This window comes from Pedobacter nutrimenti (genome assembly GCF_003208655.1).
Classification (GTDB): Bacteria; Bacteroidota; Bacteroidia; order Sphingobacteriales; family Sphingobacteriaceae; genus Pedobacter; species Pedobacter nutrimenti.
Genome location: NZ_QKLU01000001.1, coordinates 371473 through 386906 on the forward strand (window position 1 = coordinate 371473; position 15434 = coordinate 386906).

Annotated in this window: 12 protein-coding genes and 1 riboswitch; of the genes, 8 read left to right on the forward strand and 4 right to left on the reverse strand. The window is 41.5% G+C overall.

Translation table 11 applies throughout. The features are described from left to right. Positions 1 to 163: 163 nt before the first annotated feature. Positions 164 to 363, forward strand: a riboswitch (cobalamin riboswitch). 95 nt (positions 364 to 458) lie between these two features. The 8 genes from B0O44_RS01505 (at position 459) to B0O44_RS01540 (ending at position 10518) form a co-directional block, all read left to right on the forward strand. After that, a complete protein-coding gene (locus B0O44_RS01505; RefSeq protein WP_110826931.1) occupies positions 459 to 2495 on the forward strand; it encodes a TonB-dependent receptor domain-containing protein in 2037 nt (678 codons plus the stop codon). Position 2496: 1 nt separating this feature from the next. After that, positions 2497 to 3645, forward strand: a complete 1149-nt coding sequence (locus tag B0O44_RS01510) for a YncE family protein (RefSeq protein WP_110826932.1) — start codon at positions 2497 to 2499, stop codon at positions 3643 to 3645. 33 nt (positions 3646 to 3678) lie between these two features. After that, positions 3679 to 4824 (forward strand): YncE family protein, encoded by a 1146-nt coding sequence (locus B0O44_RS01515; protein ID WP_146229753.1) that lies wholly within the window; start codon positions 3679 to 3681, stop codon positions 4822 to 4824. 16 nt (positions 4825 to 4840) lie between these two features. Next, the gene (locus B0O44_RS01520) at positions 4841 to 5794 is read left to right on the forward strand and encodes a PKD domain-containing protein (RefSeq protein WP_110826934.1); all 954 of its coding nucleotides are present in this window, start codon (positions 4841 to 4843) and stop codon (positions 5792 to 5794) included. A gap of 18 nt (positions 5795 to 5812) precedes the next feature. Further along, positions 5813 to 6910, forward strand: coding sequence for a DUF5074 domain-containing protein (locus tag B0O44_RS01525; RefSeq protein WP_110826935.1), 1098 nt, complete (start codon positions 5813 to 5815; stop codon positions 6908 to 6910). Between the two features lie 75 nt (positions 6911 to 6985). Continuing rightward, positions 6986 to 8857, forward strand: coding sequence for a TonB-dependent receptor plug domain-containing protein (locus tag B0O44_RS01530; protein ID WP_110826936.1), 1872 nt, complete (start codon positions 6986 to 6988; stop codon positions 8855 to 8857). A 47-nt stretch (positions 8858 to 8904) separates the two neighbouring features. Further along, the gene (locus tag B0O44_RS01535; protein WP_245943511.1) at positions 8905 to 9486 is read left to right on the forward strand and encodes a DUF6580 family putative transport protein; all 582 of its coding nucleotides are present in this window, start codon (positions 8905 to 8907) and stop codon (positions 9484 to 9486) included. 87 nt (positions 9487 to 9573) lie between these two features. Further along, entirely contained in the window at positions 9574 to 10518 is a 945-nt protein-coding gene (locus B0O44_RS01540; protein WP_110826938.1) for an ABC transporter substrate-binding protein, read from the forward strand. On the opposite strand, the gene B0O44_RS01545 is transcribed toward B0O44_RS01540, so the two are convergent. The 4 genes from B0O44_RS01545 to B0O44_RS25055 all read right to left on the reverse strand — a co-directional run bounded on the left by B0O44_RS01545 (position 10508) and on the right by B0O44_RS25055 (position 15430). After that, positions 10508 to 12268 (reverse strand): carboxypeptidase-like regulatory domain-containing protein, encoded by a 1761-nt coding sequence (locus B0O44_RS01545; RefSeq protein WP_110826939.1) that lies wholly within the window; start codon positions 12266 to 12268, stop codon positions 10508 to 10510. The two genes, B0O44_RS01540 and B0O44_RS01545, sit on opposite strands and share 11 nt — an antisense overlap. After that, a complete protein-coding gene (locus B0O44_RS01550) occupies positions 12265 to 13239 on the reverse strand; it encodes a FecR family protein (protein ID WP_110826940.1) in 975 nt (324 codons plus the stop codon). Before B0O44_RS01550 ends, B0O44_RS01545 begins: the two co-directional genes overlap by 4 nt. A 1-nt stretch (position 13240) precedes the next feature. Beyond that, positions 13241 to 13825, reverse strand: coding sequence for an RNA polymerase sigma-70 factor (locus B0O44_RS01555; protein ID WP_110826941.1), 585 nt, complete (start codon positions 13823 to 13825; stop codon positions 13241 to 13243). Positions 13826 to 13939: 114 nt separating this feature from the next. Further along, the gene (locus B0O44_RS25055; RefSeq protein ID WP_110826942.1) at positions 13940 to 15430 is read right to left on the reverse strand and encodes a DUF4833 domain-containing protein; all 1491 of its coding nucleotides are present in this window, start codon (positions 15428 to 15430) and stop codon (positions 13940 to 13942) included. Positions 15431 to 15434 lie beyond the last annotated feature (4 nt).

The following is a 15434-nucleotide window of genomic DNA, read 5'->3' on the forward strand; positions in this document are numbered from 1 at the left end:
GGTTTTTTGGGCAAAAACATTTATTCCAATCATACACAGCAAAAAAGAAGCAGTTTTAAGCATACAAAAAAGATTATTCAGGCTTAAAGATAGGAATAAGCACAGTTTTAGAAAATCATATGGTCTTAAAAGGATAATAATTTGTTAACAATCGCAAATTTGATACATTTGCACTGCTTTTGGTTCCGGACATTTAAATGTTAATGATCTGGATTAAAAGGGAATACGGTGAGAATCCGTAACTGTCCCGCAGCTGTAAGCTTCATAACGGTATCCAAATCGGCGCCACTGTTCGAACATTTGAACGGGAAGGCAGGATCTCCGGAAGTAAGTCAGAAGACCTGCCATCGCTTTAATATTTCATAGCTTTCGGGGATTGAAGCTAGGAGTGAGTGCTGTTATGAATGTATTTCATTTCCTTAATCTAACTGTTTGCTGTGGGGATACTCACAACAAAAATGAAAAGAAACAAATTTGCCCTTAGGGGTGATGAATCTTCTTTGCGTACCGCATTAGCGGTACTTTTACTGACAATAGTCTTGCCGGTAAGCCTTGCTGCGCAAACAGATTCAGTGCAGAAAGCCAATGAGCTGAAAGAGGTAAACATCAGGGCCATCAGGTTGAGCCGCAGGCAGACCTCTTCAACACCCCTTCAGATTTTATCTGGTCAGGAGCTGCAGAAACTCAATAGCTTATCTGTGGCCGACGCGGTACGTTTCTTTTCCGGTGTGCAGCTAAAAGATTATGGTGGTGTCGGAGGCCTGAAAACCATTAATGTACGAAGCATGGGAACCAATCATACGGCCGTATTTTATGATGGAGTACAAATCAGCAATGCGCAGAATGGCCAGGTGGATCTAGGTAAGCTTTCTTTGGACAATATCGAAGAAATAGAGTTGTACAACGGACAAAAAAGCACCATTTTTCAGTCCGCAAAAGGCTTTGCCGCTGCAAGTTCCCTGTACCTGAAATCCAGGCAACCCGATTTTAAGAACGGTGAGTCCGATCGCTACAGGGTGGCTCTGAAAGGCGGATCATTTGGCCTGATCAATCCTTCGTTGTTGTGGCAGCACAGGATCAGTAAAAATGTATACAGTTCGCTAAGTGCGGAATGGAAGTACGCCAATGGCCGGTATAAATTTAGGAGTACCAATGGAGTTTATGATACCACAGCGGTCAGAACAGATGGCGACCTTCATGCCCTGCGCCTGGAAGCTGGTTTTTATGGCATGCTTGCCGACAGTAGTAAATGGACCGTTAAGCTGTACGGTTATAACGACAACCAGGGGATTCCCGGAGCAATAGTGGGCAATGTCTGGGGCTTTTCGCAGCGCATGTGGAACAGGAACCTGTTTGCGCAATCCTCTTATGAGAAAAATATTGGCCGCTATAGTCTGATGGCAGCTGTAAAATATTCGAATGATTACATGCGCTATCTCAATCCGGATATTGTGACGACTGAAGGGCTGCAACAAAATAAATTTTACCAGCAGGAATTTTATACTTCTGTAGCCAATAAATTTAAAATGAACAGGTATTGGGACTTGGTCTTTTCGGCAGATTACCAGCGCAATTATCTGGATGCCAACCTCGATTATTTTGCTTATCCAACCAGAAATACATTATTAACCGCCATCGCTGCTGCTTTTCATTTTGATAAACTGGACATTCAGGCCAATCTTTTGAATACAATTGTTGCCGATCAGGTTAAAAGAGGGCCAGCGGCAGGTCGAAAAAATGAACTGACCCCAACAGTTATGGTTTCCTGGCAGCCTTTTGAAGAAAAAGAGTTTAGGATTCGCTCCTTTTATAAAAGCATTTTCAGAATGCCGACTTTCAATGACCTGTATTATACCTATTATGGATTTACGATTTTAAAACCAGAGTATACCAAACAATACGATTTGGGCTTTACTTATATCCGGGCTTATCAGCAGCAGGTTTTGCGGCAGTTTTCGGTGCAGAGTGATGTTTATTTTAACCGGGTAAAAGATAAAATTGTTGCTGTGCCCAACAGTACACCCGCTCGCTGGAGTATGAAAAACCTGGGTCTGGTGGAAATTAAGGGTTTGGATATTAACCTGCAATCGGAGTGGCAAATTAATGACCAGCTGGGCTTAACGGCTGGTTTAACCTATACCTATCAGCAGGCCCTGGATAAAGAAAAAACCTCCTATACTTATGGAGATCAGATCCCTTACATTCCAAAACATAGCGGCACCTTTTTGGGGGGACTGAGTTATCAGAAATTTTCGCTGAACTACAGTTACATCTATACCGGACAAAGGTATAACCAGAGTGCAAATAATATTTTTAATTATGTAGAACCCTGGTATACACACGACTTGGCACTGCATTACAATACTTTGTTGAACAAAAAGAAAATCCGTTTTACTGCCGAAGTCAATAACCTGATGAACCAGGCTTATGAGGTGGTGACCAATTTTCCAATGCCTGGCCGGAATTACCGTTTCAGTTTAACTTATGATTTTTAGTATGGACCTGTTCAAAAAAATCTGTTTTAAAAGCCTGGTGATCCTGGCGGTTTCCGTGGGCCTGTTTTCCTGCCGTAAAGATCCGCAGCCCATTCCCGAAGAGATTGTGAAAGTCCTGCCGCCTGATCCTGATGGGCTGATCAAAGGTTTTTACCTGGTCAACGAGGGGAACATGAACATGAACAAGGCTTCTTTGGATTATATGAATTTTGAGACCGGCTATTACCACCGGAATATCTATAACCGGGCCAATCCGGAAGTGGTGAAAGGTCTGGGTGATGTAGGAAATGATATTGCTATTTACGGAAGCAAAATGTATGTTGTGGTGAACATTTCCAATAAAGTAGAAGTCCTGGATGTTAAAACTGGTAAAAGAATCAAACAAATTAACATCATCAACTGCAGGTATGTTACTTTTCACAAAGGTAAGGCTTATGTGAGTGCCTATCTGGGCAGGGTTGGTGACCCCACTGCACCAAACGGTATTGTGGCACAAATTGATACGATTTCTTTAGCGGAAGAAAGAAGGGTGGAAGTAGGGCGTCAGCCGGAAGAAATGGCTATTGTCGGGGAAAAATTATATGTAGCCAACTCGGGCGGTTACAGCCCGAAAAATTATGAAAGAACGGTTTCTGTTATTGACCTGAATTCTTTTTTGGTAGTTAAAAACATTGATGTGGCCATTAACTTGCACAGGCTCAAGGCAGACAAATATGGTGACCTCTATGTGACCTCCAGGGGAAATTATTATGATATCCCCTCCAAACTTTTCGTCATTGATACCCAAACCGATAAAGTAAAGAAAACCTTTAATGTGGGGGTAAGTAACCTTTGTATTGATGAGGATACCGCTTATTTCTATAGTACCGAGTGGAGTTTTAATACCGGAACGAATACCATTACTTATGGCATGCTGGATGTCAGAAATGAAGTGATCCTCAACCAGAGGTTCATTACCGACGGGACAGAAAAAAATATTGCAATTCCTTATGGGATTGCTGTAAACCGCTTTACAAAAGAGGTTTATGTAACCGATGCCCATGATTATGTGTCCCCGGGCATGTTGTATTGTTTTGACCGGAGCGGTAAAAAACGATGGTCCGTTAGAACCGGAGACATTCCGGCACATTTTGCCTTTGTATATAGATAACCAACTTCATAAACTCATAAAAAACCAATCAAAATGACAAAACGCTACCAAAACTTTAACAGATTAAGCTTAATGGCCATGTTATTGGGTATTGTATCCATGACATCCTGCCGGAAGGATTATGCCGATATCCCTGAACCTGAAAAACCCAAACCGGTGATTACCGGTACCAAAGGTATTTACATGCTTTGTGAAGGTTTAATGGGAAGTAAAAACAGTGAGATTACCTATTATGACATAGAAACCGGACTTGTTGAAAAAACATATTTTGAGAAAGTTAATAGACGTCCCCTGGGAGAGACTGCCAATGACCTGGAAGCCTATGGCAGTAAAATGTATTGTGTGATTTCAGGGATACAGGGTACTAAACAGTCGTTCGTAGAAGTCATAGACATTGCAACTGGTAAATCTTTAAAAACCATTCCTTTTAACTCGGCCACTGATGGACAAATGCCACGTTATGTGGCATTTCATAAAGGAAAAGCTTATGTATCCCGTTATGATGGAGTAGTCAGCAGAATTGACACTGCATCCATGAATGTAGATGCGGAACTGCAATTGATGAATGGAACAGATAAAGCAGAAGGATTGGAGCAGCTTGCTGTTGCAAACGGAAAACTATACGTTACCAATTCTTCACATCCTTTCTATCAAAAAGGGCTAAAAACAAAAGTTACTGTTATTGACCTGAATACCTTTAAAAAGACGAAAGACATAGAGGTTGGTAATAATCCGGTAAGAATCGCAGCTGCGGAGAATGGGAACCTTTTTGTAATCACCTGGAACGATTATATTGCATTTAACGACCCTTCACTGGTGACTATAAGCAGCAATACAGATCTGGTTCTGCAAACTCAAAAATACGATTTGGGTACCATTACAGCCAGTAAAGATCAGGTTTGGGTAACACAGGATGTATATACGAATGCAGCAGTAAAGTCTGTGGATGTAAATACCGGAAAAACAGGAGCCAGCCTCATTACAGACAAGACCCAGATTTCGACTTTATACGGGCTTACCGTAAATCCTTTCAATAAATCGGTTGTGGTGGCAGATGCCCAAAATTATAATAGCTCAACAGGACATGCCTATGTATTCAGCATGCTAGGGAAAAGAATTTATGATTTCGAAACAGCAGGCCTTCCACAACACGCGGTATTTCTATATAACTACAAATAATCAAAAAAAACAGACCATGAAAACCTATTGGAAAAAACTCTCCGGACTGGTGCTTATTGCAGCAATGGCCGCATGTAGCAAAAGCAATAATGATCCTATTGTAGATCCACCTGTAGATCCAGGGAAAAGTAGCCCTTATATCAGTAAAGTCTTTGAATATTTTCCAGCGCCGGGACAGTTTACCAATGGTGGTTTTGGGACCAGAGAAACTGCTAATAGTTTAATCGGAAATGCAGGGGATAATCTGCTTTCCTTGGGGGCATACGGAGGCTACATTATTTTTGGTTTTGATCACCCGATAAAAAATGAAGGTGGTCATGACCTGGGGATTTTTGGTAATCCATTGATCGGTGTTGGAATGGAATGGTCAGAGCCAGGAATTGTTTGCGTGATGCAGGACAAAAATGGGAATGGTTTGCCAGATGATGGAGAATGGTATGAGCTGGCAGGAAGTGAATACAGTAGCGTGGAAACTATAAAAAAATATAAGATTACCTATTTCAAACCAGCGGGTCCAACAGATGATATTAAATGGTCAGACAATCAGGGAAAGACAGGTTATGTATTGAGAAATCAATTCCATGCACAGACCTATTATCCATCATGGATTACTTCCAGTACTATTTCCTTTGAAGGGACATTATTAAAAAACACGCTTGTAGAAGGAGGTATTATTACCAATAAACCCTTCAGTTTTGGATATTCGGACAACGGCTCAGCAGAATATGTAAGGTTACAGGACCAGTTGGGCAGGGGCTATAATACCTTTGATCTGGACTGGGCGGTTGATCAAAATGGGAAGACGGTTAAACTTGATCAAATAGATTTTGTAAAGGTTTATACAGGTCAGAATTGTAATGGAAATCCTTATGATCCGGATACAAATAACCCTCGTTCACGTTACCTGGGTGAAGTTTCGACAGAAATTGCAGGCGCAGTTGACATCAGATTGTACACAAAGAAAAAATAAATAAACACAGACAAATAAATGAAACAATTCAACTTTAAAAACTATTTTCTGATTGCCCTACTGGCCTTAAGTTTTGCTTCCTGTAAAAAAGATTCCAGTCCAATAGAAGATGTAAAGCAGGCCGGAAAATATGAAAATGGTTTTTTTATTGTAAACGAGGGTTGGTACGGACATGGTACCGGTGAAGTGAAATTCTATGATTATAACAGCGGAAAACTTGCGGACAGCATTTATAAGAAGGAGAACCCTGCTGGTAACCTGAATCCGGCAACCTCTACCTTGCAATATGCAGCGCTGTTTAATGGTAAAATTTATCTGGTCAGCAAGGTGGGTGGACCGGTAGTTGTCCTGGATGCAAAAACTTTTAAAGAAACTGGCCGAATGGCAGCAAAAGCCGGAAATGACTGGCGTGCATTTTTAGGCCTCGATGCCCGTACCGCTTTGTTGAGCAGCAACAATGGCGTGTATGTTTTAGACTTAAAAACAATGACAGCAAACATCAAACTGGCAGCCTCGGCAGGTCAGGTTGGAGATATGTTCAGAGCCGGACAATACATTTATACGCATTCGGCTACGGACGGTGCAGTCATTTATAACGCAGATGATTTTTCCCTGGTTAAAAAAATTAAAAATGTAAGAATGGGTTTTGCACAGACACCAAATGGAAGAATATGGTATACCAATGATAAATTTCTGTACAGTACAAATCCGGTTGACCTGAGTACAGACAGCGTGGCCTTAGGTTTTACATCTAATTCGATCTGGGGGGCGTGGCATTCCAGCTCTTTGGTGGCTTCTACAAAAGAAAATGCAGTTTATGTCCTTAAAACGGGTTCTTTTGCCGGTGGAACCGATGTCTATAAATATATTGCCGGAAACCCGGGCTCTTTGGACAAACCATTTGCGAGCCTTCCTGCCAGACAAATCTTTTACGGAAAGGGAATAGGTTTTGATGCTAAACTTGGTCAGGTAGTGATCACTTCTGTACAGGACGGATTTGGACAAAATTTTGCCATCAACCATTTATACTTTTATGATGCCATTTCCGGTGAATTAAAGAAAACGGTAGACTATGACGGTTTTCACTTTCCGGCATTACTGGTTTTTTCAAACTAAATCTAATAAATTATGTACAGCTTTGCCTCCTGAAAAAGGCAAAGCTCTTTTTTAAACAAGTAAACAAAATAGCGTATGAGACTTAAAAACTACTTATTATTTACATCGGGATTTACAATCCTGCAACTCGCCTCAGCCGGTCGTGCAGCAGCGCAGGAAGCGATAAAACTGGACTCTGTTGTGATCAGCACGACTAAAAATGATCAGAAACAATATCAGACCGGTAAAGTGGTTACCATTATCGGAAGTGATGTGCTGGAGCGCAGTCATGGCAAGAACCTTACAGAACTGCTGAATGAGCAGGCCGGTATTGTGGTGGGCGGAGCAACAGGAAATGCAGGCTTAAACAAAAGCCTTTTTGTAAGAGGGGCGGCCAGTGCTTATGCAGTGGTGCTGATTGATGGTATTTTGGTGAGCAACCCTGCAGGCAGTGGCTCTTCTTTTGACCTTCGTATGTTTTCTATCGACCAGATCGATCATATTGAAATTTTAAAAGGCGGACAGTCGACCATTTATGGATCAGACGCAGTTGCCGGTGTGATCAACATCATTACCAAAAAAGGAATTAAAGCAGGAAACAGTGTGTATGGTGTGGCCAGTTATGGCAGCTACAAAACCTATAAAGGGACCATTGGAATCAGCAGTCACGTAGATAATTTCTCTTACAACATAGCCTATACCCAAATTAAAACAGATGGAATCTCTGAAGCCGCTACACCAGTGGGCAGTTCAGCTGTTTTTGATAAGGATGGCAATAAAAATGGGGCCGTTAATGCAAATTTTTCTCTGCAGGCGAGTAAAAACTTTAGCATTAGCCCTTTTCTCCGTTATTTCTACGGACATTATGATTTTGATGCAGGTGCATTTCAGGACAGCCCGGACAATAATTTCAGGCTGAAGCATTTTAACGGTGGGTTCAACACCAAATATGAATTTGGCAGCGGAAAAATCAATTTCAATTACAGCTATGAAAATTCCCAGATTGATTCAAAAGGAACTTATGGCAAAAGTTACTCCCAAGGAATTATGCAGTTTGTAGATTTATTTTACAATCAAAAACTGGGTTCTAAACTGGATCTTTTGGTGGGCTTAGACAACAGGGCAACCAAATTTAATGTGAATGCAAGTACTCAGCCTTCCACCAATCTTTTCAGTACCTATGCCTCACTTTTTATGCACGATTTAAGTGTATTTAATCTTGAAGTTGGCGGCCGCTACAACAAACACAGACAGTATGGCGAAAATTACACCTATAACATTACGCCTTCCATTAATGTGATTAAAGAACTGAAATTGTTCGGAACTTATTCTACAGCCTTTAAAGCTCCAACCTTGGAAAACTTGTTTGGGCAATATGGTGCAAATTTAAACCTCACGCCTGAAAAATCTAAAAACTATGAAGCAGGTTTTAACCTGAGTTTTGCCGACAATAAATATTCCCTCAGGGCTGCTGGTTTTAAAAGAGATTTAACCAATGCCATTGTTTACGGAACAGTGGGGTACATCAACCAGGCCAACCAAAAAGCAAAGGGTTTTGAAATAGAACCGGCTGTAAAAGCAGGAATATTTACCTTCAGAGGGTATTATGCTTATGTAGAAGGAACCGAATTTAACTTCATTACCAACCAGGTTTCTGATTATCTGCTGCGCAGGCCTAAAAACATTTTTTCTGTCAATGCTGGTGTACAGGCAACCAAAGCACTATTTTTAAGCGTTAATTATAAATACAATGGCAAACGTGAGGATGGCGATTTTGATGCTTACAAAATTGTAGATCTGAAATCTTATAAACTACTGGATGCCTATGCGGAGTATTCATTACTGAACAACAGACTGAAAATTTTTGCTGACCTGAAAAACATCCTAAACGAAAAATATACGGAGTTTTATGGCTACAACAGTATGGGTTTTAACATGAATGCAGGTTTAAGTTTTAATATTCATTAAGAATTGATTAATTTTACCGATCAAAATATAAAACCCCTGGTATGTCAATGGAAAAAATTAACATCAGAAATTCAATACTGGCACTGATTATTATTGCAGCAGCTGCTACCCGGTTCTTAAACCTGGGCAGTTTCAGTTCCTGGTCTAATTTTACCCCGATAGGGGCCATGGCCATGTTTGGTGGTGCCTATTTTTCAGATAAACTGAAGGCTTATGCTGTGCCTTTAATTACACTTTTAGTAAGTGATGTGGTTGTAAATTACAGCTATTTTCATAAACTGGTGCTTTTTTATGATGGTGCTTTTTGGGTATACCTGAGCTTTATACTGATGGTCTTTGTGGGCACTTATATTAAAAAAGTAAGCCTGATCAGCGTATTGGCAGCTTCTGTGGTGACTGTCTTGATCCACTGGCTGGTATCAGATATAGGAGCAGTGCTGATGACAGGTTCTTTATATCCTAAAACTTTTGCAGGTTATCTGCAGGCCCTGGTTGCTGCGGTTCCTTTTGAAAGAAACCTGCTGGTGAGTAACCTGGTTTACGGTTTGCTGATGTTTGGTGGTTTTGAATATGCGAAAACCAAATTCCCGGCCTTGAATTTCAGTAAAACAACATTGCAACATTCATAACGTTTTAAATAAGAGAAACAGCCCCTTTTGCAAAATTGTAAAAGGGGCTGTTTATTTTAGCTTGAAATTTTTACTAAATATAAAGTCATGAAAATTGTCTCCTTCCTTCCTGCTGCAACTAAAATGATCTATGATATGGGCTTACAGGAGCATTTATATGGGGTAACCTTTGAATGTCCTGCAGAAGCTGCGGAGCTTCCAAAAATTGTACGTTGTGTACTGGAAGGGAAAAACTATTCCAGTATAGAAATTGACCGGATATTCTCGGCTTCCAAAGCGCAAGGGAAAAGTCTGTACTGGGTGGACCAGGACCTGCTGGAAGAAATTGGGCCCGATATCATCTTTACCCAGGATACCTGCGAGGTCTGCCTGATTGATACAGCCTGTACTTTAGCTTCAGTACAGCACCTGAGCAAACAACCGGAACTCATTCAGTTGAGTCCGGACAACCTGCAGGATGTTTTTGATTGTGCCATCACCATTGCAAGGGCCCTGGGCAAAGAAGAAATCGCTTTCAATTACCTTGCCCGTTTAAGAAATACAATGGATGAGATTCTGGACCGGCTCCGGGCAGCGGGAGCTCCTTTAAAAAGGGTCATGCTGATGGAATGGATAGAACCGATTTACAATTGCGGGCACTGGATTCCTTATCAGATTGCTGCAGCGGGGGGAGTAGACATGCTTTCCAATCCGGGTGGCGATTCCATTGTAAACAAATGGGAAAAAATCCAAAAATATAACCCGGAAGTTCTGGTGATTGCACCCTGCGGTTTTGACACAGGAAGGAGCATGGAAGAAATGCATTTGCTGACTTCTAAACCTGGATGGGAGGAACTCGAAGCCGTCAAAAATAAAGCGGTATATCTGGCAGATTTTGATCTTTTTACCCAGCCAAGTATAGGAACACTGGTGAAAGGTATCCAGGTACTGGCCTGTCTGTTCCATCCGGAGCTGTTTTTGGCAGATGCAAGTCTTTCCAAACATTTCAAACCTTATTTTCAGGATTTATCCCTGCAAAAAATTAAAAAATAGTGATACCGGCATTCCAGCCCAGCCAGCCTCTTGTCCTGTCGCTGATGGAATGGGACCAGGAGGGGGCAACCTGTTGCTTGTATCCTGTCCCGCTTGATCCGGCTGGGGCATTGGAATAATACACGGAATAGGCTGGCCCGCCAAAAATGGTCAGGCCTTTAAAAATCTGAAACTGCAGATTGACCTGAAACTTTCCAAGCAAGTTGTCATAATCTCCGTTTTTCAAAAGAACAGACTGTGCGGAAACTTCTGTAGACATGGAGAAGCGTTTTCCAAAAAGAAAATCATGTCCAAGTCCAAATCCGTAAGCCTCTACTTTTGCGGTATCTGAAAAGTTTTTTCCGCCCATTAGAATTGAATACAATTTAGCATTACCCAGTTTAATCGCTACATTGGAATTCATCACCTCATTAGAAGAGAGGCTGATCTTATGGTAACCATCTTTAACCAGGTTGATCAGACCAATACTGTAACCATCTGAATGGTCTGCAATATTAATCAGGCCGATCTGTACACCACTTAATTTTTTGGCATAATTGATCAGGGCCGACAATTGAACACCCCTCATTTCCCGGGAAACGGTATTTAACAAGCCAGCAGCCTGAAAACCATTCATGTCTTTATGGACAATATTCATTAAAGCACTCATCTGAACCCCTCTTGCATTTTTACGTACATGGTTAAACAAGCCTCCTGCCTGAAAGGCATTGCTTTCTCCCCGTACATCATTGAACAGGCCCGCCAGCTGTACCCCCTTACTGTTGACATATACTGAATTCATCAGACCAGCAGCCTGAAAGCCCTCCGTAGAACCCCCGACGAGGTTAAAAAGCCCCGCCATCTGAAAATAACGTACATTACCTTTGCTCATATTGAATAAACCTGCGGCTTCAAAACCATCCAGCCCAGCCGTATAGCCACCTAACAGGTTCAGGGAGCCTTTATTGATCACCTGTGAGCTCATCATTCCATGAGAACTTAACCCCGGGGTTATGGAAGCCTGAAAAGGGCTGTTTGCAAAGAAATCCGGAATATTCATACTCTGGATCCGTTGTTTGGAAGAGACCAGGAACCTGCCAATGCCCAGGCTCTCAATTAAATTTCCGGCCCCACCGCCTTTTCCTTTACGGCCCCCGGCATCCCCCTCTGGATCTGTATAACCTTCGGGCTTAATGGTAATGTTAGATAGAAAAACAAGGGAAGTATCCCGGTAACCCTCTTTACTGGCAGTCAGCACCACCTCATTATAATCGCCTTTAAACCGGAGTTTAAAATAACCGTCTTCATCAGTCAGGGCCGATTGGAGTAATTTTTTCTCATACACACTGGCCTGCTTCACTTTAGAGCCTGTTCTGGTGTCCAGAACGTAGCCACTAATGAGGTAGAGATGTTCGGCCGTGGTGATGTTATCGGGTTCTATGGTCAGGTGTAGGGAAGAAGACCTCAGGATCACATATTGTCCGTTTTCCCGGTAATCTATTTTACCTTTAAACAAACGGTCCAAAACATCCCTTACGCTAACATCTTGTGCGTAAAGGTTAATCAGGCTGTCAGGTTTGAATAAAGTGCCCTGGTAGGAAAAATAGAAGTTCCCTGCTGTACTGATCTGGCCAAGGACATCACTTATTTTTTCCTGCTTGGCCCTCACCGATACCCTTTTGGATAAGTGAGGTACTGAAGAAGACTGCTGTCCGTAGGATATAGAGCTGTATAAAGATAGTAACAGGATGACGATTAATTTCCGGTTCATTTTTTCTGGTTAGACAGTATAATTTTTCCCTCGTCTTTGCTGGTTTTTAAACCCAGGCTCAGACAAATAACTTGCAGGATGTGGTCCAGAGAATCTTCTTTAAAAGTGGTGGTCAGGGTAAGGTGGCCAATCTGCGGATTGCTGACCACAATATTGGAAGCATAAGCCTCATTGAGTACTTCTACAATTCTGGATACCGGGGTTCCATTCAATACAAAAACCTTACTACGGTAGTATTGGTACAGCTGATCATTGTTTTTTTCTATGGTCAGCGTACCCGTTCCATCCTGGATCAACACTTTTTCACCCCTGTGCAGTTCTACCGATTCAATGCCCCGGCTAACTTTTACAATACCCGTTTCTACAATAACCTCTGTTTGTTTGTTGAGGTGTTTGATGTTAAAGGAAGTTCCAACTACACGGACACTCACCTGATCTATATTGATCACAAAAGGCTTTTCTTTGTTTGGAGTGACCTTAAAGAAAACATCCCCTTTTTTAAGATGAATGCTGCGGTGCTGGGTAAAATTGCTTGCAAAACTCATGTCTGTATTTTTATTCAGCGTGAGTACAGAGCCATCGGGTAGGGTTTTAACCAGCACCTGTTCACCTGCTTTAATGTCGATATAAGAAGATTGGTTAAACAAGGTATAAGCAGCCCAGGCACCTGCTGCCAGCAGCAATACCGCTGCAATTTTAAGCCAGCTGTAGTTTTGCTTTTTCAGGGGCACAACAAGGGCCTCCTTTTTTTCAACAGCAGATGTACGTGCCCTGAACCTTTGCCAGGCAGCCTGCTCATCAAGCTGCACCTGTGGTTCGAGTTTTTTACTGCTGTCCCATATTTTTTTAAAATCGTTATAATAGGCTTCATTGGCCGGACTTTCTGCTATCCACCGCTGTACTTCCGTTTCTTCTTCCGTACTTGTTTCCTTTAATAGAAACTTAATTAAAAGTTCATCTGTCCTGCTCATCCTATTTCAAAAAATCCTTGTAAAACATGATACCTAATAAAATAAGGGCCAAAAAATCAACCAGTTTCAAACGTAAAATCCGAAGTGCCTTTCCCATCTGGTTTTCTACTGTTTTGATAGAAAGGCCCAGATGTTCTGCAATTTCCCTGTATTTTAGCTCTTCAAACCTGCTCATCTGGAAAATAGCGCGGCATTGTTCGGGTAAATCTTTCATGGCCTCATGCAGCTTATGTTCTAATTCATTTAATTCTACTTTATGTGAAGCGGCCTCGCTGTGCTGCATGGTATAGGCTGCATGGTCCTGATAACGGGCCTTTACCTTTTGATGTTTAAGGTAATTTAGCGTGTCGTTATGTACACATTTATACAGGTAAGCTTTAACCGAACTGTCTATATTGAGCAGCTCCCTTTTTTCCCAAAATCTCATAAACATGTTCTGTACTATTTCTTCTGCCATTTCATCGTCCCTGAGCATCGTATTTACATAAATGTGCAGGGCTTTATAATGCAATTTGAACAGTTGTTCAAAAGCATGATCATCATAAAGGTAAGGCGTGTTCTGATTTGCGCTTCGGGATTGTTCCACAGGGTCTAAATGTTCTTCAAATATATCAGAATTCTGCTTGCCTCACAATGTGTTAATTTATTTTACCAAAACTACCCTCAACTTATCTCGGTATGAGTTGGTTTTATATTTTATCTATATATTGATCCTTTGCAGGACTTCTTTTCCTGTGCCCATATTGATGGCAATCAAGTCAATGTAACGGATTTTTGGAAACCAGAAGGAACCACCGTTTACCCGCACAAAAACCCTTTTCAAACGATAGTATTTTCCCTCATCCTTGATGAAAATCCTGTACTTGTTTTCTGGCTCTGCCTTTTTTAAATACAAAGGCAGTTTTTTGTAAGCAGCAAGCCGGATTTCATATTCATCATTGCCCAGGTCCTTACTGCGGATACCATAAGCATATCTTTTTTCAATATTGGTCAGCGGCTGGTGCTTTCCGTTTTCTGTATACCTGATCCAGGTGGCTTTTACGGGCTCTCTACTGCAAATGGAACCATCGGGATTAAAGTTGAGTTCATAGATAATGGTATTGATATCCGGGTCCCTTTGTAGGTAAAACAACATATTTTCTGTTTTTTGGGGGGTAGGCAATATCGTTTCATCTACGTTCTGGGCCTGGGCAGCATAATGAAAAAAGAAGAGGATCATTAGTATGGCACCTGCTATTCTGATCAACTGCTCTGCCGCTGTTGTGTGCTGTTCTGTTCCAAGGCCCGCTGGTTTTATTTGATTTAAAACCGTCTGTTTTCTTTTGTATACTTTGTCGGGGCTGGCAAAGGTGTAAAACCAGGCTTCTTTGAATGAACTGCTTTTTCGGATGTCCTTTAAAATGTTTGCAAATTCATGAAAATTAAGTACAAAGGGATTGATCTTTTCAGTTATTGGGGTAGTCAACCCGTATACAGGTTGTTCTTCCTCATATTGGAAAGTCCCAAATAAGTGATCCCAGGCCATAAAAGCTGCCCCAAAATTTTTATCCAGGTATTTCTCCTGACTGCCATGGTGTACCCTATGGTTAGAAGGTGTACCAAAATGTTTTTCGATAAAGGGATGCAGTTTTCCAATCGTTCCGCTGTGTACCCAGAACTGGTATAAGGTACTCAGCTGGTAGGCCACAAAGAATATAACAGGATGGAAACCCATTAATGCTGCAGGGATAAAAAAAATACTTTTGATGTGTTGAAGCCAGCTCTGTCTGAAAGAAACAGTGAGGTTATAATGTTCTGCAGAATGGTGTACCACATGAGAGGCCCAGAAAAGGCGGTTGAAATGTGAAATCCGGTGTGACCAGTAGCTGCAAAAATCATAAACGATAAAGCAAGGGAACAGCGTCCACCAGTTTAAGGCCATTCTCCAGGGCGCAATATTATATAGCCATAATACTGAATAAAGCAGCAGTGCTTTCATAAACAAGCCAACCAGCAGGTTACCAATGCCAATCAATACGGCGGCAAGGGTTTCTTTTTTTTCATAATGCTCTTGTTCCCCAAAATAGGAGTAAATGCACTCCAGCAGGGTAAACAAAACAACAGCAGGTAGGGTGTAGATGATCAGATTGGGACTGCTTTTTTCCAGAAGTGCCAGATCTGTGAAGGGGATTTTTTCTGCTCCAAATAACATCGTA

Excerpts from the sequence above, each read along its gene's own strand:
- B0O44_RS01505 (WP_110826931.1), top strand. The coding sequence starts at position 459 with ATGAAAAGAAACAAATTTGCCCTTAGGGGTGATGAATCTTCTTTGCGT.
- B0O44_RS01510 (WP_110826932.1), top strand. The coding sequence starts at position 2,497 with ATGGACCTGTTCAAAAAAATCTGTTTTAAAAGCCTGGTGATCCTGGCG.
- B0O44_RS01515 (WP_146229753.1), top strand. The coding sequence starts at position 3,679 with ATGACAAAACGCTACCAAAACTTTAACAGATTAAGCTTAATGGCCATG.
- B0O44_RS01520 (WP_110826934.1), top strand. The coding sequence starts at position 4,841 with ATGAAAACCTATTGGAAAAAACTCTCCGGACTGGTGCTTATTGCAGCA.
- B0O44_RS01525 (WP_110826935.1), top strand. The coding sequence starts at position 5,813 with ATGAAACAATTCAACTTTAAAAACTATTTTCTGATTGCCCTACTGGCC.
- B0O44_RS01530 (WP_110826936.1), top strand. The coding sequence starts at position 6,986 with ATGAGACTTAAAAACTACTTATTATTTACATCGGGATTTACAATCCTG.
- B0O44_RS01535 (WP_245943511.1), top strand. The coding sequence starts at position 8,905 with ATGGAAAAAATTAACATCAGAAATTCAATACTGGCACTGATTATTATT.
- B0O44_RS01540 (WP_110826938.1), top strand. The coding sequence starts at position 9,574 with ATGAAAATTGTCTCCTTCCTTCCTGCTGCAACTAAAATGATCTATGAT.
- B0O44_RS01545 (WP_110826939.1), bottom strand. The coding sequence starts at position 12,268 with ATGAACCGGAAATTAATCGTCATCCTGTTACTATCTTTATACAGCTCT.
- B0O44_RS01550 (WP_110826940.1), bottom strand. The coding sequence starts at position 13,239 with ATGAGCAGGACAGATGAACTTTTAATTAAGTTTCTATTAAAGGAAACA.
- B0O44_RS25055 (WP_110826942.1), bottom strand. The coding sequence starts at position 15,430 with ATGTTATTTGGAGCAGAAAAAATCCCCTTCACAGATCTGGCACTTCTG.